At 68.5% G+C, this 24,680-nt stretch carries 22 protein-coding genes, 1 tRNA gene and 1 pseudogene; 12 read left to right on the top strand and 12 right to left on the bottom strand.

Features of this window, described 5'->3' with window-relative positions:
• Window positions 1–84 precede the first annotated feature (84 nt).
• On the top strand, window positions 85–1,335 hold the full coding sequence (locus ABB33_RS00120; RefSeq protein WP_225546672.1) for an O-antigen ligase family protein: 1,251 nt from the start codon (window positions 85–87) through the stop codon (window positions 1,333–1,335).
• A gap of 10 nt (window positions 1,336–1,345) precedes the next feature.
• Here ABB33_RS00120 and ABB33_RS00115 read toward each other — a convergent pair whose 3' ends face one another.
• A complete protein-coding gene (locus ABB33_RS00115; protein ID WP_054661634.1) occupies window positions 1,346–2,158 on the bottom strand; it encodes a glycosyltransferase family 2 protein in 813 nt (270 codons plus the stop codon).
• Window position 2,159: 1 nt separating this feature from the next.
• On the opposite strand from ABB33_RS00115, the gene ABB33_RS00110 reads away from it, so the two are divergent.
• Window positions 2,160–3,218, top strand: a complete 1,059-nt coding sequence (locus ABB33_RS00110) for a CDP-glycerol glycerophosphotransferase family protein (protein ID WP_182212890.1) — start codon at window positions 2,160–2,162, stop codon at window positions 3,216–3,218.
• A gap of 58 nt (window positions 3,219–3,276) precedes the next feature.
• On the opposite strand, the gene ABB33_RS00105 is transcribed toward ABB33_RS00110, so the two are convergent.
• From ABB33_RS00105 to ABB33_RS00090, 4 genes are all read right to left on the bottom strand, one after another.
• Window positions 3,277–4,782: a PH domain-containing protein gene (locus tag ABB33_RS00105; RefSeq protein ID WP_082594909.1), complete on the bottom strand. Its 1,506-nt coding sequence runs from the start codon at window positions 4,780–4,782 to the stop codon at window positions 3,277–3,279.
• Window positions 4,779–5,285, bottom strand: a complete 507-nt coding sequence (locus tag ABB33_RS00100; RefSeq protein ID WP_182212671.1) for a PH domain-containing protein — start codon at window positions 5,283–5,285, stop codon at window positions 4,779–4,781. Before ABB33_RS00100 ends, ABB33_RS00105 begins: the two co-directional genes overlap by 4 nt.
• Before the next feature lie 55 nt (window positions 5,286–5,340).
• Window positions 5,341–6,471: a GTP cyclohydrolase II RibA gene (gene ribA, locus ABB33_RS00095; protein WP_056930730.1), complete on the bottom strand. Its 1,131-nt coding sequence runs from the start codon at window positions 6,469–6,471 to the stop codon at window positions 5,341–5,343.
• An 83-nt stretch (window positions 6,472–6,554) separates the two neighbouring features.
• Window positions 6,555–7,475 (bottom strand): lauroyl acyltransferase, encoded by a 921-nt coding sequence (locus tag ABB33_RS00090; RefSeq protein ID WP_056930729.1) that lies wholly within the window; start codon window positions 7,473–7,475, stop codon window positions 6,555–6,557.
• 112 nt (window positions 7,476–7,587) lie between these two features.
• Here ABB33_RS00090 and dtd point away from each other — a divergent pair, with 112 nt between their 5' ends.
• From dtd to ABB33_RS00035, 10 genes are all read left to right on the top strand, one after another.
• A complete protein-coding gene (dtd, locus tag ABB33_RS00085) occupies window positions 7,588–8,028 on the top strand; it encodes a D-aminoacyl-tRNA deacylase (RefSeq protein WP_056930728.1) in 441 nt (146 codons plus the stop codon).
• A gap of 92 nt (window positions 8,029–8,120) precedes the next feature.
• Window positions 8,121–9,974, top strand: coding sequence for an RNA polymerase sigma factor RpoD (gene rpoD / locus ABB33_RS00080; protein WP_054661650.1), 1,854 nt, complete (start codon window positions 8,121–8,123; stop codon window positions 9,972–9,974).
• A 163-nt stretch (window positions 9,975–10,137) separates the two neighbouring features.
• Window positions 10,138–12,447, top strand: coding sequence for a GH92 family glycosyl hydrolase (locus ABB33_RS00075; RefSeq protein ID WP_380609840.1), 2,310 nt, complete (start codon window positions 10,138–10,140; stop codon window positions 12,445–12,447).
• 69 nt (window positions 12,448–12,516) lie between these two features.
• Window positions 12,517–12,592, top strand: a tRNA-Ile gene (locus ABB33_RS00070).
• 176 nt (window positions 12,593–12,768) lie between these two features.
• Window positions 12,769–13,965, top strand: coding sequence for a tyrosine-type recombinase/integrase (locus tag ABB33_RS00065; RefSeq protein WP_054661656.1), 1,197 nt, complete (start codon window positions 12,769–12,771; stop codon window positions 13,963–13,965).
• 617 nt (window positions 13,966–14,582) lie between these two features.
• Window positions 14,583–15,221, top strand: a complete 639-nt coding sequence (locus ABB33_RS00055) for a TetR/AcrR family transcriptional regulator (RefSeq protein WP_081044035.1) — start codon at window positions 14,583–14,585, stop codon at window positions 15,219–15,221.
• A 15-nt stretch (window positions 15,222–15,236) separates the two neighbouring features.
• Window positions 15,237–15,932, top strand: coding sequence for a type 1 glutamine amidotransferase domain-containing protein (locus ABB33_RS00050; protein WP_033474866.1), 696 nt, complete (start codon window positions 15,237–15,239; stop codon window positions 15,930–15,932).
• Window positions 15,929–16,258 (top strand): aldehyde dehydrogenase family protein, encoded by a 330-nt coding sequence (locus ABB33_RS00045; RefSeq protein WP_033474865.1) that lies wholly within the window; start codon window positions 15,929–15,931, stop codon window positions 16,256–16,258. Before ABB33_RS00050 ends, ABB33_RS00045 begins: the two co-directional genes overlap by 4 nt.
• Before the next feature lie 46 nt (window positions 16,259–16,304).
• Window positions 16,305–16,715, top strand: a complete 411-nt coding sequence (locus tag ABB33_RS00040) for an organic hydroperoxide resistance protein (protein WP_033474864.1) — start codon at window positions 16,305–16,307, stop codon at window positions 16,713–16,715.
• A gap of 16 nt (window positions 16,716–16,731) precedes the next feature.
• Complete coding sequence (locus tag ABB33_RS00035) at window positions 16,732–17,709, top strand: zinc-binding dehydrogenase (protein ID WP_033474915.1); 978 nt, start codon at window positions 16,732–16,734, stop codon at window positions 17,707–17,709.
• Between the two features lie 103 nt (window positions 17,710–17,812).
• Here ABB33_RS00035 and ABB33_RS00030 read toward each other — a convergent pair whose 3' ends face one another.
• The 7 genes and pseudogenes from ABB33_RS00030 to ABB33_RS18840 form a co-directional block, all read right to left on the bottom strand.
• Window positions 17,813–20,314, bottom strand: coding sequence for a heavy metal translocating P-type ATPase (locus ABB33_RS00030; protein WP_380609824.1), 2,502 nt, complete (start codon window positions 20,312–20,314; stop codon window positions 17,813–17,815).
• Between the two features lie 29 nt (window positions 20,315–20,343).
• Complete coding sequence (locus tag ABB33_RS00025; protein ID WP_033474863.1) at window positions 20,344–22,113, bottom strand: oleate hydratase; 1,770 nt, start codon at window positions 22,111–22,113, stop codon at window positions 20,344–20,346.
• A 24-nt stretch (window positions 22,114–22,137) separates the two neighbouring features.
• Window positions 22,138–23,004: a 3-hydroxyacyl-CoA dehydrogenase gene (locus ABB33_RS00020; protein ID WP_054661665.1), complete on the bottom strand. Its 867-nt coding sequence runs from the start codon at window positions 23,002–23,004 to the stop codon at window positions 22,138–22,140.
• A 31-nt stretch (window positions 23,005–23,035) separates the two neighbouring features.
• Window positions 23,036–23,692, bottom strand: a complete 657-nt coding sequence (locus ABB33_RS00015) for a TetR/AcrR family transcriptional regulator (protein WP_198421470.1) — start codon at window positions 23,690–23,692, stop codon at window positions 23,036–23,038.
• Window positions 23,693–23,735: 43 nt separating this feature from the next.
• Entirely contained in the window at window positions 23,736–23,975 is a 240-nt protein-coding gene (locus tag ABB33_RS00010) for a DUF2274 domain-containing protein (RefSeq protein ID WP_033474861.1), read from the bottom strand.
• Window positions 23,972–24,545, bottom strand: a pseudogene (locus tag ABB33_RS00005) (TraB/TrbI/VirB10 family type IV secretion system protein); the annotation flags it as partial. The pseudogene ABB33_RS00005 and the gene ABB33_RS00010, both read right to left, overlap by 4 nt.
• Window positions 24,463–24,680: hypothetical protein (locus tag ABB33_RS18840; RefSeq protein WP_162531818.1), on the bottom strand; the 218-nt coding region annotated here is incomplete at its 5' end. The gene ABB33_RS18840 and the pseudogene ABB33_RS00005, both read right to left, overlap by 83 nt.

Below are 24,680 nucleotides of genomic sequence, written 5' to 3'. Positions count from 1 at the left end.
GGCGTTGGTCCCAGAGTTGCAAGGATGGCACGCAATCTGACGTATACCGCGACCACTGGTCTTGAGCGGAAAGACGCATTGGGCATGCTGGCATCGGCAGGGCTGTTCCTGTTGCCGGCGGCGATGGTGAGCACGCCCTTCAACGTGCTGCCGTTTGCCCTGGTACTGCTGCTGACCAGTGCGCGGGGGTTTTCCGACCTGTGGCGCGTGCGTGCCGGCGTCATCGGCTACCTGCTGTTGGCCCTGACCGTGGCGGCGCTGGCCTCGTCGCTGGTGTCGTCGTGGCAGTCCGCCGAGGCGTTCAGGGATGAAGGCTACCGCACCCGGTTCCTGGCCATGCCCTGGGTGCTGCTGTGGGTATGCGCGTTCCGGCCCCGTCAGGAAATGCTGTGGTGGGGCGCGCTGTTCGGCCTGTTCGCGACCCTGGCCATCGCCGCTTACCAGGTGGTCCAGGGCTGGCCGCGTGCGGAGGCGTGGACCAATTCCATCGTGTTGGCCGATGTCACCCTGGTGCTCATGATCCTGCTGGTGTTCTGTCGTCCCCCGGGGCGCTGGGGCTGGATCGCGCTGGGCATGGCGGCTGGTGGCACGGTGATCCTGCTCAGTGGCAGCCGCGGCGTATGGCCGGCGCTGCTGGCACTGCTGGTGGCGATGACGCTGTCGATACGCCGCGGCAGCGGACGCCTGCGCCTGGTGTCGCTGGCCGGGCTGCTGCTGGTTGCGGCGACGCTGGTGCTGGCGGTCCCGCAACTGCGCGAGCTTACCCGCCTGACCGAACTGCACAGCGACGTGCAGCGCATCGAGGCCGGAGACGTGGACTCGTCGGCCGGTGCACGCCTGGAACGGCTGCAGGTGGCCTGGGACACGTTCCGCGAGCATCCATGGACGGGCGTGGGCATCGGCAAGTTCGACATCGCCATGCAGCGCCTGCCGGACTGCCGGCTGCCGCAGGCGGTGGAGGCGCGCTGCCACCTGGGGCACGCGCACAACGACATCGCCGAGTGGGGCGCCACCCAGGGCATCCCCGGCCTGCTGCTGCTGCTGTGCATCTACGGCCTGCCGCTGTGGCTCTTCATCCACCTGCATCGCCATAGCGGCGTGGACGGATTCCGCGGCCCGGCAGCGGCCGGGGTGATGGTGGTGGTGGCCTACATCCTGTGCGGCGTGACCCAGTCGATGTTCGCCCACCAGATAACCGTCAGCACCTATGCCACCCTGGTGGGCGTGCTTACGGGCCTGTCGCTGGTGGCGGCCTCCGAGCGCTACCGCCGGCAGAACGAGCAGCGGCAGCCAGGGCAGCGGACCGCCGAACAGCGGCAGCCGGTCCGCGGCTGAGGCAGCCGGTTCAGGGCTGATCGCGCGGCGGATCGGCCACGTTCCGGCCGTTCTGCAGCAGCCACAGCATGATGGTCTTCTGCCGCACGTAGTTGGCGCGCACGTAGGCATACACCAGGCCGTGCCAGCCGTCGCGGAAGCCGCCGCGCAGCAGCCAGCCGCGCCAGAAGCGCCAGGCCGGCGCCAGTACCAGTTTGCCCAGGGTGGCGCGCTTGCCGCGGGCGAACTCGTGCTCGGCCATCATCCGCGCGTAGCGCTGGGTCTTGGCCAGCTGCTGTTCGAATGAACGATAGGGGTAGTGGACCAGGTCGCCGCGCAGCGTGCGCACCGGGCCATCGACGCTGGCGGCCTCGTGGATCTCGCGCGCGCCGCGCCAACCGCCACGACGGCGGTCGAACAGGCGCAGCACGCGGTCCGGGTAGGCGTTGCCGTGGCGCAGGAACCGGCCGAAGTACTCGGACAGGCGGGCGAACCGGTAGCCGGCCGCACCGTCGAACCCGGTGTCCCGGGCCTGCTCGATGGCGTGCCGGAGTTCGGTACCCACACGCTCGTCGGCGTCCAGGCACAGCACCCAGTCGTGGCGGGCCTGCTCCACGCAGTACGCCTTCTGGCTGCGGAATCCGTCGAACGCGCGCTGCAGCACCCGCGCGCCGGCTGCTTCGGCGATGGCCACGGTGGCGTCGCTGGAGTACGAATCCACCACCACGATCTCGTCGCAGAACGCCAGCGAGGCCAGGCAGTCGCCGATGCGTGCGGCTTCGTTGAACGCGATAATGCAGGCCGTGATGCGAGGCCGTTCGGTGGGAGCGGTCGAAGAGGACATGGTGATGGCCGGATACCTGCTGTTTGCGACGGAGCGCTATGCGCTGCCTATTCTCGCGCCTCTGGCGCAGGCGTTGCACGCGGACGGCCACGCGGTCGCGGCCTGGTTCGAGGGCGGCGCGGCCGGGGCGACCCTGGCAGGCGTACCGGCCATCGGCCTGCAGCAGGCGCTGGCGATGCGGCCACGCGCGGTGCTCAGCGCCGCCAACTGGGTGCCGCCGTTCGTGGCCGGGGCCAAGGTGCAGCTGTTCCATGGCTTCAACGTGCAGAAGCGCGAGGACGCCCGCGGCCATTTCCGGGTGCGCGGCCTGTTCGACCTGTACTGCACGCAGGGGCCGGCGACGACGCGGCCGTTCCAGGAACTGGCCGCGCGCGAGCGGCATTTCGTGGTGAAGGAAACCGGCTGGCCGAAACTCGACCCGCTGTTCCGCGATGACGGCGGGCAGGCCGCCAGCCTGCGCGCGGCGGCCGGCGGACGCGCGGTGGTGCTGTTCGGTTCCACCTTCACCGAGCGCCTCAGTGCGGCGCCGCACCTGTACGACAGCATCGCCGCCGACATCGCCGGCGGCGAACGCTACTGGCTGCTGACCCTGCACCCCAAGTGCGCGCCGGAGCTTTTCGAGCGCTACCGTGCGCTGGCCGGCGCCAATGCGTGCTTCATCGAACCGGAACAGCTGATGGCCGCGCAGCGCGCCGCCGATGTGCTGGTGTCGGACACTTCGTCGATCGTCTCGGAGTTCATCGTCCAGCACAAACCGGTGGTGACCTTCCGCAACCGCGTGCCACAGCCGCACATGCTCGATTTCGACGACCCGCGGCGCCTGCCCGACATGCTGGCGCGCGCGCTGTCGCCCGAGCCGGCGCTGCTGGCGGAAATCACCCGCTATGCCGATTCGATCCATCCGTATCGCGACGGGCGTTCGTCCGAGCGGGTGATCGCCGCCACCGAGGATTTCATCGCCGGCCGCCTGGGGAAGCCCGGGCGCAAGCCGCTGGGCGCGATCTGGCGCGGCCTGCAGATCCGCCGCGAGCTGGGCTACTGGGGGCCTTCGCGGGCATAGGCCGCCGGGCGCGCAGGTCGCACCGGGCGGGGGCCGGGCCCTGCCCGCGCGGGTGCCGCTACCAGCGCAGACGGCGTCGAGCCATCTCCCGCCCCAGATGCTCCATCAGTTCGCGGGCGCGCGCGGCCTCGAGGAAATGCAGGCGCAGCGGCGGCGAGCCGAGAGCGCCGGCGGTATCCAGGGTGAGCGTGGCGGTGCCGAAGCAGTGGTCCAGCGGCGAGCGGTCCAGGCGCAGCGCCTGCAGCTTGTCCAGCTCGGCCACGCGCCACCAGCGGCTCCACCATCCGCCGCGTATCGCGACCCGCTGCGGGTCGATGCTGTAGCCCATGCGTGCGACCTGGCGATGCGCATTGAGCGCCGACCAGGGCAGCCACAGCAGGGGCAGCAGGCCCCAGGCGCCGAACTGGCGGCAGCCCAGTGCCGTGGCCGCCGCGACGATGATCAGCGCCGGCAGGCACAGCCGCCACCAGCCGCGCATCGACACCGCCTGCCATTGCGCGGGCGGCCACTGCACGCCGGGCAGCAGATGCTGCAGCAGTGCGTCGCAGGCGGCGGGCGCGGCCACCGGTGCCAGCTCCTTCAGGGCCCGGCCCTCCTGCTCCTGGCCACCGCCGCTGGCGATGTCCACGCGCAGCTGGCGACGCCGGAACAGGCGGTGCATCACGCCTTCGCGCAGGGTCCAGGCCTGGATGCGGCGGTGCGCGACGCTGCTGCGCAGCCGGGTCAGCAGGCCGCGCTCGACGGTCAGCCGGCGCTCGGCCTCGCTCAGGCGGAAGCCGTGGTACTGCACGATCGCCAGAGCGATGGACATCGCCGCCATCAGCAGCAGCCCGAGCAACAGGACGACGGCGACGGTGCCGGCCAGCGGCACGCTGTCCAGCTGCAGCTGGCTGGCATAGCCCATTGCCTGCCGGCCCTGGTCGCGGACGAAATCCTCCGCGACCTCGCGCGGGAACATCTGCCAGACGGCGCCGATGGCGGCGGCGGCCACCACCAGCGCGCGGTTGGAGATCAGCCCCAGCCGCACCAGTTCCGGCAGCGGCAGTTCGAGCAGCGTACCGGGAGCGGCCTGGGTACTGTCCGCGGCCAGCGGCACGCGGGTGCCGCCCTGGCGGATCAGCCGTTCCAGTTCCAGCGCCTGTTCCAGCCGCAGCACCCGCATCTGCGCTTCGGGCTTGTTGCCAGCGGCCGACTCCAGCCGCAGTTCGGCCACGCCGAACAGGCGGTGCAGCAGGTTCTGGTGCACGACCACGTTGTGGATGCGCGCGAACGGGATCTCGCGGCGGGTGCGCTCGAGGATGCCGCTGCGCACGGTCAGTGCGTCATCGCCGATCCGGTAGCGGTAGGTCAGGTATTGCAGCAGCGCGCTGCCGGCCATGGCCAGCAGCACTGCCAGGGTGACCAGGTGGAACGGCCACTCGCCATCCTGGCGACGGCTGCCGAAGAACAGCAGCGCCACCAGCGGCAGCAGGAACTGCTGCAGGTGCTGCTGCAGCTCGAACAGCCACGACCAGGGATGCAGGCGCTGCTCCCGGGGCTCGTCCGGTGTGTCGTGCAGGCTCACAGTGCGTCGTCGTGGTCGAGCTGGCGGGCGAGCCGGTCGCGCAGGCGCTCGGCGTCTTCCTGCGCCAGCCCAGCGATGGCGACGGTGTTCATCCGGGTGCCCGCGGTATGCACGACCAGGGTCGCCAGGTCGGCGGCGCGCTGCAGCGGGCCGCGGCGCAGGTCCAGGTGCTGCACGCGCGACACCGGCACGTGGCTTTCGCTCTGCCACAGGTGGCCGCGGCGCACGCCCAGCGCCTGCGGGTCCAGCCGCCAGAACGTGCGGCGATGGCGGCGCCAGCCGATCCAGGCCCCGCCCAGCAGGCCGACGCCGGCGGCGGCCAGCATGCTCGGCAGCCACCAGGGATTGCGCAGTACCAGCGACAGCACGCCGCTGGCCAGCAGCAGCACGGCCATCGATGCCAGCCCCGTGCCGATCGCGGCGAAGGGCGCGCCGCGGGCCGGCAGCGGCTGCCAGTCGTCCGTGGCGGAAGGCAGGGTGGGGAGGCTTGGCGGTTCGATCATGGCGCGACCATACAGGGACGCCGGGAGGTCCGTCATCCGCGCGGCACGGCCGCGGTCACTGCGCGGACATGATCAGCGCGTCGACATCCAGGTGGTGGCCGGCCCGCGCGGCCTTGGTGCGCAGGTACTGCTCGTTCTCGGGGGTGATCTGTCCGGTGACCGGGATGCAGCCCAGCACTTCGATGCCGGCGTTGCGCAGGTGCTGCACCTTGGTGGGGTTGTTGGTCAGCAGCTGGATGCGCTGCACGCCCAGGCCCCGCAGCATGGCGATCGCGCTGCCGTAGCGGCGCTCGTCCGCGCCGAAGCCCAGCTGCGCGTCGGCGTCGATGGTGTCCAGGCCTTCGTGCTGGTAGCCGTAGGCGCGCATCTTGGCGGCGATGCCGGTGCCGCGGCCCTCCTGGTCCAGGTACAGCAGGATGCCGCCGCCCAGTTCCTTGAGCGTACGCAGGGCGCGCCGCAGCTGGTCGCCGCAATCGCACTTGAGCGAACCGAACAGGTCGCCGGTCAGGCACGAGGAGTGCACGCGTACCGGCACCACCCCCTGCAGGTCGGGGCTGCCGACGATGACCGCGACCTGGTCGCGTTGGGCCACCCCGCCGCGGAACACCGCGAACTCGGTCATGCCGACATCGCGCAGCGGCACCGGCGAGCGCGTCACCAGCTCGTAGTCCTGGCCGGCCTGGGCGGCGCCGCAGCGCAGGTCGTCCAGGGCCAGGTGCAGGCAGCCGTCGAACGCACTGTCGCCGGCATGCAGGGTGGTCGAGACCAGTGCCGGCAGCAGCAGGCCCAGGCGCGCCACTTCGACGGCGGCGGCATCCAGGGCGTCGCCTTCGCTGGGAAGGCCGCCGGGTGAGGGTGTGTCGCGCAGGTAGGCCAGCGCCGCCAGGGTGTCGAAGTCCTGCCCTGCCAGTGCGATGCGGATGCCGTGGGCGCTGTCGATGCCCAGCGTCCGCGCCCGCGGGCTGGTCAGGAACAGGTAATGGCGGTCGTCCGCGGCCCGGGCGAACGCGGCGAAGCCGGCCGGCGAGGCGCTGTCCAGCGCCATCGTGGCCAGGCGGCGGTCGCCCTCGGCGATCACCAGCGGCCGCCCTGCACGCAGTTCGGCGGCGGCGCGTTCGCAACGGATCGCCGCGGTCTCGCCGAAGCAGGGAAGGGCGGCAGCGGGGGAGGGGGATGTGGCGTTCATCGGCAACCTAATGGGGTCGGCGCCCGGCGATTCAATCGATCGCGGGGGTGACGCAGTGTTGCAGGGGCATCATGCATGCGCATTCAATGCGGGTGGCGCTCGGTGGCGTACGGGTCGCTTTCGCCGCTGCCGGGCGGGCGCAGCGTGTAGCGCTTGTAGGTCCACTGGTATTGCGCCGGATCGCGCCGGGCGATGGCTTCGATGCCCGCGCTCAGCGTACCGGCGGCGACCTGCAGGTCGGGGTCGGCGATCGAAGCCGGCGCCGGTTCCACGTGCAGGGCGAACTCGATGTCCGGGCCGATCCGTTCGCACCAGGCATAGAGCACGGTGGCACCGGTGCGTTCGGCCAGGCGGTTGACCAGGGTCATGGTCAGCGCCTGCACGCCGAAGAACGGAACGAACACGCCGTCGCCGTTCTTCGGCTGCTGGTCGGGCAGGATGGCGACCGTGCCGCCGTCCTTGAGCACCTTGAACAGCTGCCGTACCGCCGGGCCTTCGGCGCGCACCTGGCGCACGTTGTCGCCGCCACGGGCCAGTTGCAGGAAGGCGTTGCCGGCCGGGCTTTCGGGCGGGGCGTAGACGAAGGCGAACGGCCCGCGCGAAGCCAGCCACTGGTTCAGCAGCTCCCAGTTGCCGTAGTGCGGGGCGACCACGATCACCCCCTTGCCGGAGGCTCGCGCCGCGTCGTACAGCGCCTGGCCGTGGCGTTCGCGCAGGTGCCGGGCCAGGTTGGTGGCGGGATCGTGGGTCCACAGGTACAGGGTCTCCAGCGCCTGGCGGGCGGTGGTCCTGAGGATGTCGCGGTGCAGGCGCGCGCGCTGCGGCGCGGACAGCTCCGGGTAGGCCAGCTCGAGATTGCGCCGCGTCACCCGGCTTTCGCGCGCATCCAGCCGCCGCCACAGCCAGGCCAGGCCGTCGGCCAGGGCGCGTTGCCAGCGCCAGGGCAGCGCGGTCAGTCCGGTGGCGAGGCGGTAGTACAGCGAGGCGGTGCGTTCCGGTTTCATCCGTGCAAGTTTAGCCCGCCGGGGTGGCGGACCTGGCCGCGCCGCCGCAGCGCCTGCCCGCAGCCGGTGCCGGGCGGTATATCGTGCCCGCTCCCCCTTGCCAGGAGCCCGCATGCTTTCCCTCATCCAGCGCGTCACCCAGGCGTCGGTCACGGTCGGGGAGGAAGTGGTCGGGCAGATCGGCCCGGGGGTGCTGGTGCTGGTCGGCGTGGAACCGGGCGACGACGAGGCGGCATTGGCGCGGATGGCCGAGCGCCTGCTGGGATACCGGGTTTTCGCCGACGATGCAGGCAGGATGAACCGTTCCCTGCGCGATACCGGGGGCGGCCTGCTGCTGGTCAGCCAGTTCACCCTGGCCGCCGACACCCGTTCGGGCATGCGCCCGGGCTTCAGCACCGCCGCGGCGCCGGCCGAGGCTGAACGGCTATTCAACCGATTGGTGGCGATCTGCCGTGAAAAACACGCAGGCGGGGTGGAAACCGGCCGCTTCGGGGCCCATATGGTGGTCAGCCTGGTCAACGATGGACCGGTGACCTTCCTGCTCAGACCCTGACGCGCCGTGAAACCACCGCCCGGCAAGCGTTATGCTGCGCTGGTATAATAGTAGGTTCTCTATCTTTCCCCAGCCGGTGGCGCGAGCACTACATGGCCAACGAACGTCCTGCCCAGCAGTCCGATATCAAACAACTGATCAGCAAGGGCCTGGAACAGGGCTACCTGACCTACGCCGAAGTCAACGATCACCTGCCCGACGACATGGTCGATCCGGAGCAGATCGAAGACATCATCGGCCTGATCACCGGCATGGGCATCGATGTCCATGAAGTGGCGCCCGATGCCGACACGCTGATCCTGAGCGATGGCAACACCGGCAACCGCGAGGTGGATGATACCGCCGCCGAGGAAGCCGCTGCCGCACTTACCGCACTCGACACCGAAGGTGGCCGCACCACCGACCCGGTGCGCATGTACATGCGCGAGATGGGCACGGTCGAGCTGCTGACCCGCGAAGGCGAGATCGCCATCGCCAAGCGCATCGAGGAAGGCCTGGGCCAGGTGCAGGCTGCACTGGGCACCTTCCCGCCCGCGGTCGAGGCGGTGCTGGCCGACTACGAGCTGCACAAGGAAGGCAAGAAGCGCCTGGCCGAGATCATCGTCGGCTTCAACGACCTGGTCGAGGAAGAGCCGGCGCCGGCCGCCACCGACAGCGACGACGCGTCCGACGACAGCGATGCCGAGGCCGACGAGGACGAGGACGATGTCGGCGGCGACGAGGATACCGGCCCGACCGGTCCGGACCCGGTGGAAGTGGCCAACCGCATGGAGCAGCTGGCCAGCGACCTGGCCAAGTTCAAGAAGGCCCACGCCAAGGGCGACCTCAAGACGCAGGCCAAGCTGCGCGAGGAGCTGTCGGCCACCTTCGTCACCCTGAAGCTGCCGCTGCCGCTGACCGACGTGCTGGTGCGCCTGCTGCGCGACACCATGGGCCGGATCAAGGCCCAGGAACGCCGCGTGCTGCACCTGGCCACGGTCACCGCGCGCATGCCGCGCAAGGACTTCATCCGCTCCTGGGAAGGCAACCAGACCAACCTGGAATGGGTCGAGGACGCGATCAAGCGCAAGCAGAAGTGGTCCTCGGCACTGCGTGACGTCAAGGACCAGATCGTCGCCGAGCAGCAGGCCACGCTCGACGTGGAGAAGGAATCGCACCTGAGCCTGGACGAGCTGAAGGAAATCAGCCGGGTCATGGCCTATGGCGAGGCCAAGGCGCGCAAGGCCAAGAAGGAAATGGTCGAGGCCAACCTGCGCCTGGTGATCTCCATCGCCAAGAAGTACACCAACCGCGGCCTGCAGTTCCTGGACCTGATCCAGGAGGGCAACATCGGCCTGATGAAGGCCGTGGACAAGTTCGAGTACCGCCGCGGCTACAAGTTCTCGACCTATGCCACCTGGTGGATCCGCCAGGCGATCACCCGCTCGATCGCCGACCAGGCGCGCACCATCCGCATCCCGGTGCACATGATCGAGACGATCAACAAGCTCAACCGCATTTCCCGCCAGATGCTCCAGCAGTACGGCCGCGAGGCCACGCCGGAGGAGCTGGCCAAGGAAATGGACATGCCGGAAGACAAGATCCGCAAGGTGATGAAGATCGCCAAGGAGCCGATCTCGATGGAAACCCCGATCGGCGACGACGAGGATTCGCATCTGGGCGACTTCATCGAGGACACCAACGTGGAGTCCCCGATCGACAACACCACCAACATCAACCTGTCTGAAACCGTGCGCGACGTGCTGGCCGGCCTCACCCCGAGGGAAGCCAAGGTGCTGCGCATGCGCTTCGGCATCGACATGAACACCGACCACACCCTGGAAGAGGTCGGCAAGCAGTTCGACGTCACCCGCGAGCGCATCCGCCAGATCGAGGCCAAGGCGCTGCGCAAGCTGCGCCACCCCAGCCGTTCCGAGCAGCTGCGCAGCTTCCTCGACATCGACTGACCGGCCTGCGGCCCCGCCGCGGCACCGAAGAGAAGGCCCCGCATCGCGGGGCCTTTTCGTTTTGTGGCGCCGCGCCGTTACCGCGATGGCGACGGATGTTATCTTCGATGGGAATTGGATCGATCCAAGGGGACGGGCAATGGCAGTCGGACAGGCGAAGTGGATGGTCGCGCTGGTGCTGCTGGCAGGCACGGCGATGGCCGGCGAGAGTGCCGGCGAGCGCGCACTGGCGGCGGTCGACCCGTTCATCGGCACTGGTGGCGAGGGCCACACCTATCCGGGCGCGACGGTGCCGCACGGCATGGTCCAGCTCAGCCCCGACACGCAGATCCGGTCGCGCAGGGACGGCTATGGCTGGGCCGCCGGCTACCGGCATGACGACACCACCATCGTCGGCTTCTCGCATACCCACTTCTCCGGCACCGGCCACTCCGACCTGGGCGACGTGCTGCTGATGCCGCTCAGCGGCGAGGTGAAGTACGAGCGTGGCGACGTCGCCCGGCCGGGCAGCGGCTACACCTCGCGCTTCGACCACCGCAGCGAGCGCGCCGAGCCGGGCTACTACGCCGTCACCCTGGACGACTCCGGGGTGCGCGCCGAACTCACCGCCAGCGCGCGCGTGGGCATGCACCGCTATGCCTTCCCCGCGGAGCGGCCGGCGCATGTGCTGGTCGACCTGCGCACCAGCATGTACGACTACCCGGGCAAGATCCTGTGGTCGCGCCTGCGGCTGCGTGCGGATGGCACCGTGACCGGTTACCGCCAGACCCGCGGCTGGGCGCCGGGACGGCAGCTGTACTTCGCCATGCGCTTCTCGCGGCCGCTGCGCGGTCACGCTTTCCACGACACCGAAAGCGATGTCGTCTACCGTGGCTTCCCGCCGCCGGCGGACAAGGACCCGGGCGCGCGTGCGCAGATCGAGGGCCGGCAACTGGTCGGCAGTTTCGACTTCGGCCCCGGCGGCCGCGAGCCACTGCTGGTCAAGGTGTCGATCTCGCCGGTCAGCGAGGACAGCGCGATCGCCAACCTCGATGCCGAAGCGCCCGGGTGGGATTTCGACGGCATCCGCGCCGCCGCGCGTGCGCAGTGGGCGCAGGCGCTGGCGGCGGTGGAGGTGGACGCACCGCCGGCGCAGCGCACCGCGTTCTACACCGCGCTGTACCACAGCATGCTCGGCCCGACCCTGTTCATGGACAGCGATGGCCGCTACCGCGGCCCCGACAACGCCGTGCACCAGGCGCAGGGCTGGACCCACTATTCGACCTTCTCGCTGTGGGACACCTATCGCGCGCTGCACCCGCTGATGACCCTGCTGCAGCCGCCGCGGCGCAGCAGCGACATGGTCAACTCGCTGCTGGCCGCGCGCCGCGAAAGCCCCTACGGGATCCTGCCGGTATGGTCGTTCCACGGCCTGGAGACGTGGTGCATGATCGGCTACCACGCGGTGCCGGTGATCGCCGATGCCTACATGAAGGGCATCCGTGGTTTCGACGCCGACGAGGCGCTGCAGGCGATGGTCGCCAGTGCCGACTACGGCCCCTATGACGGCATCGCCCAGTACCGCGAACTGGGTTGGGTGCCGATCGACGAGGAAGGCGAGGCGGCGAGCAAGACCCTGGAGTACGCCTACGACGACTGGAGCATCGCGCGCATGGCCAGGGCCATGGGGCGGGACGATATCGCCGCGGAATTCACCAAGCGCGCCGGCAACTGGAAACACGCCTTCGATCCGTCCACCGGCTTCATGCGCGCGCGCAGGCGCGACGGCAGCTTCCGCGAGCCGTTCGATCCGGCCGCCAGCGGCTACGGCAGCGACTACACCGAAGGCAATGCGTGGCAGTACTCGTGGTACGTGCCACAGGACGTGGCCGGGCTGGCCGCCGCGCACGGCGGTGCGGACAGGCTGCTGCAACGGCTCGACGAGGTGTTCGATGCGAAGGTGGACCCGGCGGTGTTCGAGCACATGGAAGACATCACCGGCCTGATCGGCTGGTACGCGCACGGCAACGAGCCCAGCCACCACGTCGCCTACCTGTATGCCTACGCCGGCCAGCCGTGGCGCACCCAGGCCCGGCTGAAGCGGATCATGGACACCCAGTACGCGCCGCGCCCGGACGGCCTGGCCGGCAACGACGACCTCGGGCAGATGTCGGCGTGGTACGTGTTCACCGCATTGGGCTTCTACCCGGTCGCGCCGGGGAGCAACGAGTACATCATCGGCCGCCCGTTCCTGCCGCGTGCGCGCCTGAACCTGCCCAACGGCAAGCACTTCACCCTCATCGCCGAGAACCTGGACGAGGCCCATCCCTACATCGGCAGCGTCACCCTCGAAGGCAAGCCGCTGGACCGTGCGTTCCTGCGCCACGACGAGATCATGGCCGGCGGCGAGCTGCGCTTCACGATGCAGGCCACGCCCAACCGCGACTGGGGCACCCGGCCCGACGCCCGCCCGTACTCGCAGTCCACGCACTGAGCCGCGCATGCCGGAGCCGCCGGCGGTGGCCGCCTGCCGCGGCCTCCACTACACTTGCCCACCGGCAGCGGGCCTATAGCTCAACGGTTAGAGCAGAGGACTCATAATCCTTTGGTTCCAGGTTCGAATCCTGGTGGGCCCACCAAATAGCCATCCATTGACGTCCAGAGCAGTCCACTCGACAACTTCAGAGCAAGCATTTTACTTGGCTTATCGCTCACCGCTGTCCATGGTCGTCCAGTTGAATCCGCCCAGGAAGTGAGTCACGCTGTGAGTCAATCAGCCCCCCTCCATCGGCTGACTCACACATCGCTGACTCACATGCTCACTGACACCAAGATCCGAGCCCAGAAGCCGCGTGAGCGCGCGTATCGCGTCGCTGATGCTCAGGGCCTATGCCTCGAGGTACGCCCGAGTAGCGCCAAAGTCTGGCGGTACCGCTACCGGCACGCCGGCCAGGCGAGCATGATCACCCTTGGCGAATACCCAACCATGGGGCTGGCCGACGCTCGTGCAGAGCGAGACCGACTTCGGGCCCTGGTCCGATCTGGCGCGAATCCTGCGCACGTGGCTCGCGTAGAGCGCATCACAAAGGCCGGGCAGGCTGCGACCACCTTCGGCGCCGTTGGCTTGGAGTTGCTGGAGAAGCGCGCCAAGGAGGGGTTGAGCCCTCAGTCTGTAAAGCGCGAGCGCCGACTGATCGAGAAGGACATGGCCGGCATCCGAGACTTGCCGATCACAGAAGTGACTGCGCCGCTGCTTCTGGATGCGTTGCGAAAGCTTGAGCGTCGCGGAGTGATAGAGACCGCCCACCGCGCCCGAGCGCACGCGGGCCAGGTGTTCCGCTACGCCATCGCCACCGGCCGCGCTGAGCGGAACCCCGCGGCCGACCTGACGGGCGCTCTGGAGCAACCGAAGACAACCCATCTTGCCGCACTGACGGAGCCCGCAAAGATCGGGGAGCTGCTTAGGGCCATCGATGCCTACCAGGGCTCGCCAGTCACCACAGCCGCCCTCAAGCTCGCTCCGCTCTTCTTCGTTCGCCCAGGTGAGCTGCGAAGCGCCCGATGGGCTGACATCGACCTGGAGGGCGCTGAGTGGCGTTATACGGCCTCGAAGACCAAGACGCCCCATATCGTCCCCTTGGCAACCCAAGCAATTGCGATCCTCCGGGAGCTCCACCCTCTGACACAGCGGAGCGAGTACGTCTTTCCAAGTGTCCGCGGCGCGTCCAGGCCTATGAGCGAGAACACAATCAACGTGGCCCTACGGACAATGGGCTACGACGGGAGCGTGATGACTGGGCACGGCTTCCGCGCAATGGCTCGTACCGTGCTGGACGAGGTGCTTGGGTTCCGACCGGACTTCATCGAGCACCAGCTTGCCCATGCAGTCCGGGATCCGCTTGGGCGGGCCTATAACCGCACCGCGCACTTGGCGGAGCGGAAAAAAATGATGCAGGCGTGGGCGGACTACTTGTATCAACTCGCTAGTGAGACCACCTGCGCCGGGAAGTAGCAACTACCGCGGCTCAACAGTTACTACAACCACGTGCTCAAGCAGACAGGCTTATTACCCCTGTCCGACGGGCATGTTGGCTGGGTTTAGTGCTGGATCACCGCTGTGTCAACCGACCTCTGGCGCGGCGACACCTCCGTTGGGGTGTCTGGCGTCGAGGCTGCCGCAGTCTGCGTCTGCGTGCGTGGGCATGCGCCGGGGGGGGGCGATCCCGTAAACCAACCACGCGAAGTCAGCAGGTTGACCTACGGACCTGCTGGTGGGTGATAGGTCGCCCTGAAGCTGGCATCTGTAAGCCAAGTCTTGAAGCCGGGATTGTCGCTGAACTGCTTGAATAGCTCGATGTGGTCGGCCATCAGCGACATCACTGCGTTGGACAGCGCCTTGTCGTGCTCAAGCTTTGCATTGGCCTTGTCGGAATTGGCGACGGCGCGCTTCTACGCTTTCGCCGGCAAGGACAGCCCGGCCAGCACGGCGCTGATCGAGGCGGCCCGACGCGCCGGCCAAAGCCGGTTTACTCCGCGAGGGCTGCGGGACCGATAGGCGCTATGGCTGTCTTCGTGTTGATTGAATCCGAGATGTAGACGACCGGTCTATTTTAATGCATAATGCCCAGCATGCACCTGACCAAGAAAGCCGAAGCGACACGCCAGCACATCCTCGATACGGGGCACCGGCTCGTGCTGCACAAAGGGTTTTCCGCGTTGGGGCTGCTCGAAATCCTCAAGGCCTGCGGCGTGCCCAAGGGCTCGTTCTATCACTACTTCCCGTCGAAGGAAGCCTTCGGGTGCGAGCTGCTGCAACAGTACGTCGATGGCTACGCGCGCAAGCTCGATGGCCTGCTTTCGGTGCCCGGCAACGGCAACGAGCGCCTGATGCGGTATTGGGATGCCTGGATCGCAGATCCCGCCGATCCGGCACAGGGATGGGCCGACGAATGCCTGGTGGTGAAGCTGGCGGCGGAAGTGGCCGACCTTTCCGAAGACATGCGCCGGGTACTCGATGCCGGTGTGCAACGGCTTCTGGCAAGGATCGCGGCACTGATCGACGAAGCCCGCGCGGACGGCTCCTTGCCTGCTGGCTCACCATCGCCGGCATTGGCCCGGGTGCTTTACCAGATGTGGCTGGGCGCGGCGCTGCTGGCGAAGTTGAGCCAGGACAAGACGCCTTTGACGCAGGCGCGCGACGCCACGGGGCAGTTGCTGGCCTGCGGCACGGCACGGCACATCGCGGCCGACCAAGCACTTTCCCGATAACGCCTGGAGCTTTTTATGAAAATCCTGTTCGTACTCACTTCCCACGACCGCCTGGGCGATACCGGCCACAAGACCGGTTTCTGGCTGGAGGAGTTCGCCGCCCCCTACTACGTGTTCAAGGACGCCGGCGCCGCCATCACGCTGGCTTCGCCCGCAGGCGGCCAGCCGCCGCTGGATCCCAAGAGCGACGAACCCGATGCGCAAACGGCCGCGACCGAACGCTTTCGCCAGGACGTCCAGGCGCAAGCGGCCCTGGCTGCCACCGTACCGCTTGCGCAGGTGGACGCCGCGGATTTCGATGCGGTGTTCTACCCCGGCGGCCACGGCCCGTTGTGGGATTTGGCCAACGATCCCGCCTCCATCGCCTTGCTCGAAGCCTTCGAGCGCGCCGGCAAACCGCTGGGCCTGGTCTGCCACGCGCCGGGCGCGCTGGTGAAGGTGCGTGCAGCGAACGGCCAGCCGCTCGTCGCGGGACGCCGTGTCACCGGCTTCACCAACAGCGAGGAAGCGGCCGTGGGTCTGAGCGCCGTCGTGCCATTCCTGATCGAAGACGAATTCATCCGCTTGGGCGGCCACTACCAGAAGGGCCCGGACTGGCAGGCGCACGTCGTCACCGATGGCCGCCTGGTCACCGGGCAGAACCCAGGCAGTTCCGAGGGCGTGGCCCAGGCGCTGTTGTCCCTGCTGGCGCGGGACGTAGAAGCGTCATGAATGCAGACAACGCGCATCCGCGTCCGCTGGCGGCCTATTACTTCGGAAACGATCCAGCCAGGCAGCAGGCGTTTCTCGACCGCACCACCTCCGGCGCCGCGGTCATCAACGACGTGATGACGCATGCCGTGGTCGAAAGCGTGCCTTTCGGCGGCGTGCGCCCGTCCGGCATGGGCGCCTACCACGGCATCCACGGCTTCCGTCGCTTCAGCTACGCCAAGGCCGTGGTGGTGCAAAGCGCCGATGGCGCGTCCAACCTGCGCTTGCGCGCACCGTATGCCGACGCGCTGGCGCAGGCGCAGGCCGCGCTCGCCGGCGTTGCGTGACGTTCCGCTTTCATCCTTTGCCTCTCTCATCCAACAGGAGCCAGCCATGAAGATCTTCTACAAGACCCGCGCCACCGCCACGGGCGGCCGTTCCGGCCGCACCGCGCTGGACGACGGCAGCCTGGCGCTCGACCTGGCCACGCCCGGTTCCGGCAAGACCGGCGCCAACCCCGAGCAGCTTTTCGCCATGGGCTACGCCGCCTGCTTCGACAACGCCTTGCCCGTGGCCGCCAAGCAACTGGGCCTGGCGCCGACCGGGACGCGCACCTCGGTGGAGGTCGGCATCGGCCAGACGGCCACCGGCGGCTATGCACTGGACGTGGACTTGCATGTGGAAGTTCAGGGCCTGGACGAGGCCGCTGCGCGCAAGCTGGTGGAGGCCACGCATCAGGTGTGTCCGTATTCAAATGCCACGCGCGGCAATATCGACGTGCGCCTGCATGTTTCCGTGGCCTGAGCAGGAGAACAGCATCATGCGCAGTGCCATCCACACCACATTTGGCGAGCCTGCCGACGTCCTCGAACTCGGCGACCGTCAGGTGCCGCAGCCTGGCGCGGGCGAAGTCCGCATCAAGACCTCGCTGGCGCCGATCCACAACCATGACCTGTGGACGATCCGCGGCCGCTACGGCTACAAGCCGGAACTTCCCGCCATCGGCGGCAGCGAGGCGGTCGGCATCGTCGATGCACTGGGCGAGGGTGTCGAAGGCGCCACCGTCGGCCAGCGTGTTGCCGTGGCCTCGGCACACGGTACCTGGGCCGAGTACTTCCTGGCCCCGGCGCGGCTGCTGGTGCCGGTGCCGCAGGCCCTGCCCGACGAGACCGCCGCGCAGCTCATCGCCATGCCGCTCAGTGCGTTGATGCTGCTGGAGTTCCTGCACGCCGAGCCGGGCCAGTGGATCGTGCAGAACACGGCCAACGGCGCGGTCGGCAAGACGCTGGCCATGCTGGCCGCCGCACGCGGTGTGCAGGTGCTGAGTCTGGTGCGCCGCGACGCGGGCGTGGACGAACTGGCGGCCCTGGGCATCGGCAACGTCATTTCCACTGCGCAGCCGGAGTGGCAGGAACGCGCCCGCGCGCTCCTTGGCTCCACCCTGGCCCACGCGGCCGTCGACTCCATCGGCGGCGCGGCCAGTGCAGCGCTGCTGGGCCTGCTGGGCGAAGGCGGCACGCTTGTTTCCTTCGGCACGATGGCAGGAGAGCCGATGCAGATCGACTCGGGCTCACTCATCTTCAAGCAGGCCACGGTCAAGGGTTTCTGGGGCAGCAAGGTCAGCCAGGCTTTGTCGGCGGATGACAAGCGCCGGCTGGTGGGCGAACTGTTGCAGCGCACGCTGGCCGGTGAACTGTTGCTGCCGGTCGAGGCGATCTACGACCTGGCCGATGCAGCCCAGGCCGCGGCCGCCAGCCTGCAACCGGGGCGCAAGGGCAAGGTCTTGCTGAAGCCATGAGAAAGGGGTTTTCCCATTCGCTGTGTTTTGGCGATCGTGCCTGTGGAATGCGCCTCTTCTTGAAACCCGATCCCCGCGATGAACGTCTCCAGCATGTGCGGGATCAGCCAGTTCGGCCTGGATTGATACGCTGGGCGCGCAGCCGCAGCGCATTGCCCACCACCGAGGCCGAGCTCAGGCTCATGGCCAGGGCCGCGAACATCGGCGAGAGCAGCCAGCCGGTCAGCGGGTAAAGCACGCCGGCGGCCAGCGGCACGCCCAGGCCGTTGTAGACCAGCGCGAACGCCAGGTTCTGGCGCATGTTGGCCACCGTGGCCTGCGACAGCCCGCGCGCCACGGCGATGCCGCGCAAATCGCCCTTGACCAGGGTCACCTGGGCGCTGTTCATCGCCACGTCGGTGCCGGTGCCCATGGCGATGCCGACGTCGGCGCGCGCCAGCGCCGGGGCGTCGTTGATGCCGTCGCCGGCCATCGCCACCACCCGACCCTCGGCCTGCAGGCGCTCGACCAGCGCCAGCTTGTCCTCGGGCTTGACCTCGCCGTGCACCTCGTCGATCCCCAGGCGCGCGGCCACCGCGCGGGCGGTGGTCACGCCGTCGCCGGTGGCCATGACGATGCGGATACCCGCCGCGTGCAGCGCCGACAGGGCTTCGGGCGTACTCGCCTTGACCGGGTCGGAAACGGCCAGCAGCCCGGCCAGCCGATCCTCCACGGCCAGGTGCATGACGCTGGCGCCTTCCCGGCGCAGGGCCTCGGCCGGCGCCGCCAGCACCTCGACGGCCACGCCGAGCCGGGCCATCAGCGCGGTGTTGCCCAGCGCCAGCGAACGGCCGGCGACGCGGCCTTGCACGCCGATGCCCGAGCCCGAGTCGAACTGCTCCACCGCATCCAAGGCGATGCCCTGTTCGCGCGCCTGGCGGACGATGGCGTCGGCCAGCGGGTGCTCGCTGCCCTGGTCCAGGCTGGCCGCCAGGCGCAGCACCTCCTCGGCGGCGAAGCCCTCGGCGGGCACCACCCGGTCGAAGGCCGGGCGGCCCTCGGTCAGCGTGCCGGTCTTGTCCACGATCAGCGTGTCGACCTTGCGCAGGTTCTCGATGGCCGCCGCGTCGCGGAACAGGATGCCCTGGCTGGCGCCGCGCCCGGTCGCCACCATGATCGACATCGGCGTGGCCAGGCCCAGCGCGCACGGGCAGGCGATGATGAGCACCGAGACCGCGTTGATCAGGCCGAACACCCAGCCCTGGGCGGGGCCGAACAGCCCCCAGGCGAAGAAGGTGACGATGGCCACGCCGACCACGGCCAGCACGAACCAACCGGCCACGCCATCGGCCATGCGTTGCAGGGGCGCCTTGGAGCGCTGCGCCTGGGCGACCATCTGCACGATCTGCGACAGCACGGAGTCGGTACCGACCCGCTCGCAGCGCATCAGCAGCGCGCCGCTGGTGTTGAGGGTGGCGCCGATCAGCCGGTCGCCTGCGCGCTTGGTCACCGGCAGCGGCTCGCCGGTCAGCATGGACTCGTCGAGCGCGCTTGCGCCTTCGAGCACGATGCCGTCGACCGGCACCTTCTCGCCGGGCCGCACGCGCAGGCGGTCGCCCACCTGCACGTGGGTCAGCGGCACGTCCTCCTCCGTGCCATCCTCGCGCACGCGCCGGGCGGTCTTGGGCGCCAACCCCAGCAGTGACCTGATCGCTGCCGAGGTCTGCGAACGCGCGCGCAGTTCCAGCATCTGTCCCAGCAGCGTCAGCGAGATGATCACCGCCGCCGCCTCGAAGTAGACGTTGACCCGCCCCATCGAGACGAAGGACGCGGGGAAGACGCCCGGCGCCACGGTGGCCACCACGCTGTAGACGAAGGCTGCGCCGGTGCCCAGGCCGATCAGCGTCCACATGTTGGGGCTGCGATGGACCAGCGATTGCCAGCCGCGCTGGAAGAACGGTGCGCCGGCCCAAAGCACCACGGGCGCGGCCAGCACCAGTTCCACCCAGCTCTGGGTCGCCATGTCGAACAGGTGCAGCCGGTGGCCGGCCATTGCCAGCAGCATGACCACCACCGACAGCGGCAGCGTCCACCAGAAGCGGCGCGAGAAGTCCTTCAGCTCGGGGTTGTCGTCGTCTTCCAGGCTGGGCAATTCCGGCTCCAGGGCCATGCCGCACTTTGGGCAGGTGCCGGGGTGGTCCTGGCGGATCTCCGGGTGCATGGGGCAGGTGTAGAGCATCCCGGCGCGAGACGGCGCCCCTGTTGCCTGCGAGGCAGAAGCGGCCGGTGCGGCATGTTCGCCATGGTGTGCCCCGTGCCCGCCAGGGGCGGATGGCACCGCAGCGGTCGCCTGCACGGGCGCGAGATACCGATCGGGCTCGGCGACGAACTTCTCAAGGCAGCGGGCGCTGCAGAACACCTGCGTGGCCCCGGCATGCTCGACGCGGTGCGGCGAGTCCCCGGATACCGCCATGCCGCAGACCGGGTCGTGCAACGGCGTGACCTGGTGCGCGCTGCCAGGGCCGTGCGCACCAGGGCCATGCTCCACCTGTGGGCTGGTGGTCTTGTCGCTTGTGCTTGCCTGACCGGCAGGCGGATGAGGTGTGTGCATGGAGCCTCCCGGCATGAGGCCGTGCGTCTACACGCGCGGCGTTTTCAATCTTCGGTGACCAGCTTGAACTCCCGCAGCAGCGCGCCGATCTGGGTCTTGTCGAGCCGGTTCATCAGCAGGTTGCGCAGGAACGCCGGGCCGGGAATGTCCAGTACCTTGCCGTCGCGCAGGCGGCCGGTCGCCGCCAGCAGCGTGCGCACGTCGTAGGTGGAATTGAACACCTCTGGCACGCCGCGCTCCACACCCAGCAGGGTATACACCGCTTCCATAGGCGTGCGCACCGAGTATTCGGTGGTGAAGATGCAGTCGCGCTGCCGGGACTCGGCGAACTGGCCGATGAAGGCGAAGTTGACCGCGCCTTCCGGCACCACGTCGGGCCGGTCGCCGGCCTGGCGCGGCATGAAGAACGCGGTGATGTACGGCATCATCACCGGCACCGTCTTGGCGCCGGTCGCGGCCAGTTCGTCGATCTGCTCCACCGGCACGCCCAGGTGGTACAGCCACTCGCGGGTGATCTCCTCGCCGGTGCACGCCTGCATCGGCTTTTTGACGTAGTCGCCGGGCGTGTCCACGAACAGCGAGTACACCCAGACCACGATCTGGTCCTTGGGCTGTTTCTTGAAATGTGGCTGGCGGTTGACCGTCCAGCTCAGCAGCCAGCTCGAATCCTTGACGCTGACGATGCCGCCGGTGACCACCTTGCCGCTGAACGGGTCGCGCCTGGCGATCTTCTGGATGTACTGCGGGATGCGCGCGTCCAGCGTGGTGACGGTGGCCGACTCCCACTTGGTCTCGGGAATATGCGCGCCGAACACATCCGGGCGGCCGAAGTCCGGTGCCCTGGCCGCGATGCGGCGCCACAGGTCCCAGGCCGGGGCCGGGCCTTCATCGAGCCTGGCTGGGGTGTGGTGGTCGCCGTTGTCCGAGTTCTCGGTCAGCGAGCCGATGGTCATGAACACCAGGTCGTCCGGGCCAAGGTCCACGCCACCATCGGCGCCGTCGCGCTTCCAGTGGATGCGGGTGGCCTGCTTGCGGCCCGGGGCGATGTCGAAATCGACGTCGGTCACCTCGGTGCCGTACTGGAACTTCACCCCGTGGCCTTGAAGCCACTTCACCAGCGGCAGCACCAGCGACTCGTACTGGTTGTACTTGGTGAACTTCAATGCCGAGAAGTCCGGCAACCCGCCGATGTGGTGGATGAAGCGGTGCAGATACAGCTTCATCTCTAGCGCCGAGTGCCATTCCTCGAAGGCGAACATGGTGCGCCAGTAGAGCCAGAAGTTGCTGTCGAGGAAGTCGCGGCCCAGCACCTCGTCGATGCGCTTGTTCTCCATCTCCTCGCGCGTGGCCAGGAACAGCTTGATCACGTCCTTCTGCGCCTGCTCGCTGAGCGTGAACAGGCCATCGGTGCGCGCATCTTCGCCTTGGTTCACCGTGGCGCGTTGCAGCGAGTAGTTGGGATCGTCCTTGTTGAGCCAGTAGAACTCGTCGAGCACGCTGGCACCTTCAATCTCCAGCGAGGGGATCGAGCGGAACAGGTCCCACAGGCACTCGAAGTGGTCCTCCATCTCGCGCCCGCCGCGGATCACGAAACCCTTCTCGGGCACGTCCAGCCCATCGAGCGCACCGCCGGCGATCGCCTGCTGCTCCAGGATGGTGATGCGCTCGCCGGGCATGTGTCCGTCGCGCACCAGGAAGGCCGCGCCGGCCAGCGAAGCCAGGCCCGAGCCGACGAACCAGGCGGTCTTGTTCTCCACCCCGGCCGGCTTGCGCGGGCGGGCGAAGGCTTCGTAGTTGCCGCTGCTGTAGTACATGCGTTGTCCTTTCCTTATGAGGGGTCAGTTCGGGGTCTTGTCGTAGCGGTAGAAGCCCTCGCCGGAGGCGACGCCGAGCTTGCCGTGGTCGATGTAGTGCTCCTTCAGCCAGGCCGCCAGCTGCTGGGTGTGGGTGTTGCCGTGGGACAGGATGTTGTAGGGCGTAGTCAGGCCGATGATGTCGTAGATCTGGAACGGCCCCAGCGGCGCGCCGGTGGCGATGCGCCAGACCTTGTCCACGTCGTGCGGGTCGGCATAGCCGCCGGCGGCCAGCTCGGCGGCCGCGTTGAGCAGCGGCACCAGCAGCGAGTTGAGCACGTAGCCCGCTTTTTCTTTATGCAGCGCGATGGGCACCATGCCGATGTCGGCGGCGAAAGCCAGCAGCGCGTCGAACACCTTCGGGTCGGTGTCCTGCGTGCCCATCACCTCGGCGGTGTTGTACTTCCAGATCTGGTTGGCGAAATGCAGGGCGATGAAGCGGTCGGGTCGGCCGGTGGCGTCCTGGATCGCGCTCGGCAGCAGCGTGGACGAGTTGGTGGCGAAGATGGTCTTCTCCGGCGCCAGCCGGTCCAGCCTGGCGTAGGTCTGGCGCTTGAGTTCCAGCACTTCGGGGATGGCCTCGATCACCAGGTCGGCATCGGCCACGGCCGCACCCAGGTCGGTGTGCAAGGCGATGCGCGCCAATGCGGCGTGCAGCTTGTCGCCGTCGGCGCCGGCCACCTCCTCCTCGTAGGTTTCGAACAGCCCGTCCAGGCGCTGCCGCGCCTTGGCGATGGCCGCCTCGTCGATGTCGTAGACCGATACCTCGAAGCCGCTGTAGGCGGTCTGGAACGCGATCTGCGAACCCAGCACGCCCGTGCCCAGCACCGTCACCTTGTTAATCTTGTCCAAAGCACAACTCCTTGTATCGAAGGGAACAGGGCTAGGCTGGCCCTTCGGTAGCCAGGCCCGCGAAATAGCCGTCCACGATTTGCCGGACCTGCGCGCGCAGGTCGTCCATCGGGACATGGCCGGGATGGGCGCCGGTGGAGGCGCGCGAGACCGCCAGATGCGCAGCGCCGAAGATCGAGATGCTGGCCACTCGCGCCAGCTCCGGGCGTGCCGGCAGGCCGCGCGCGCCGGCCTGCTCGAGCAGGCCGGCGGCCACGGCCGCCTCCAGCCCGGCCAGCAGTGCCAGGCCTTCGTTGCGGTATTTCTCGCCCGGGGCGCCGAACATCAGCTGGCGCTGGTAGACCGCCAGGTTCTCCGCATGCCGGCCGCCCAATTGCAGGATGGGCGCGACCATCGCCACCGCGATGTCCACCGGGTCGCGCAATCCACGGGCCCGCGCGGCGCCCTGTGCCAGCGCCGCGCGCAACGCCTGGTTAAGAACCATCAGCAGCAGTTCGTCCTTGGAGGACGCGTAGCGGAACAGCGTGCCCGCGCCGACGTCGGCGCGCTCGGAGATCGCCTGCGTGGTGACGCCGGCATAGCCATGCGCCTCGAACAGCGCTGCGGCCGCCTGGAAGATGCGGCCATGCTTGTCCTGCATGTTGCGGTCGCGCCGACCGGGTCGGGCGAGCGCGTCGGTCGTGATCATGGATGGCGATTGACTGAGTTTGCTCATTTATGAGTGTACTCAATTATTGTCGCAATCGCGCCCGGTTTCTCCTGCCGCCCGGAAACCCCCGATCCCCCGCGATGAACGCCTCCAGCATGTGCGGGATCAGCGTCGCTGCATCGACCGCCTCGCCATACGTCTGCGCGTGCAGCGCGGCGTAGCGGTCGAGGTCGGCTTTCAGGCCGGCCGGGCAAGCGAAGGTCAGCTTGACGCTTTCGGTCTTGGGCAGCGGCCCCAGCCGCAGCCTTTTGGTCGTGCTCATCGCGAAGCCCCCCGATTGAAGAACAACGGCTGGTACGGCCGCAGCACGAGATCCCGATTGACGATGATGCGAACCGGCAGGCCCGGTCGCTCGGTCAAGGTGGGCTGGATGTTGAGGTTGCGCCGGGTCATCTCCTGGCCGACCTGATTGATGCTGTCCTGCGCACTGTCGCGCCCGGCGATGATGATGCGATCGCCGTCCTGGCGGTTCTCCGGCGCGGCCAGCTCGGCGCCGACGCCTAACAGCGTGGTCAGCACCGCACCGGCGAAGATGCGATCCCAATGCCAATCGACGCCATCCTCCAGGCCCGCGTAGCCGGCCGGGTCGGGTGCCGGCCAGGTTGTCGAGCGTGAGCGAGGACGTGTCGGGCAGGATGATCCGGTTCCAGACGACTTGAACGCGGCTCTGCCCGTAGCTGACCTGGCTGTTGTAGCGGCCGAGGATGCGCGAACCCTGCGGAATCAGCAGGAAGCGCCCGGTGGCCGTGTCATAGACCGGCTCCGTCACTGTGGCGATCACGTCGCCGGGCAAGTCCGACTTGATGCCCGTAACCAGCGCCCCGGCGACCATTCTTGTATTCCTCGACGCAGGTGTCGAGGATGGGGTCGAGCTTGTCGCGGTCGGTGTCGGCAAGGTACAGGCCGACGAACTGCTCCACCTGCTCCCAGGCATAGATCTGGCTCTCATTGGACCGGCCAGCCTTTC

This window comes from Stenotrophomonas acidaminiphila (genome assembly GCF_001431595.1).
GTDB lineage: Bacteria > Pseudomonadota > Gammaproteobacteria > Xanthomonadales > Xanthomonadaceae > Stenotrophomonas > Stenotrophomonas acidaminiphila.
Note: the sequence above shows the minus strand (reverse complement) of the source record. Positions and strands in the feature narration are given on the sequence as shown.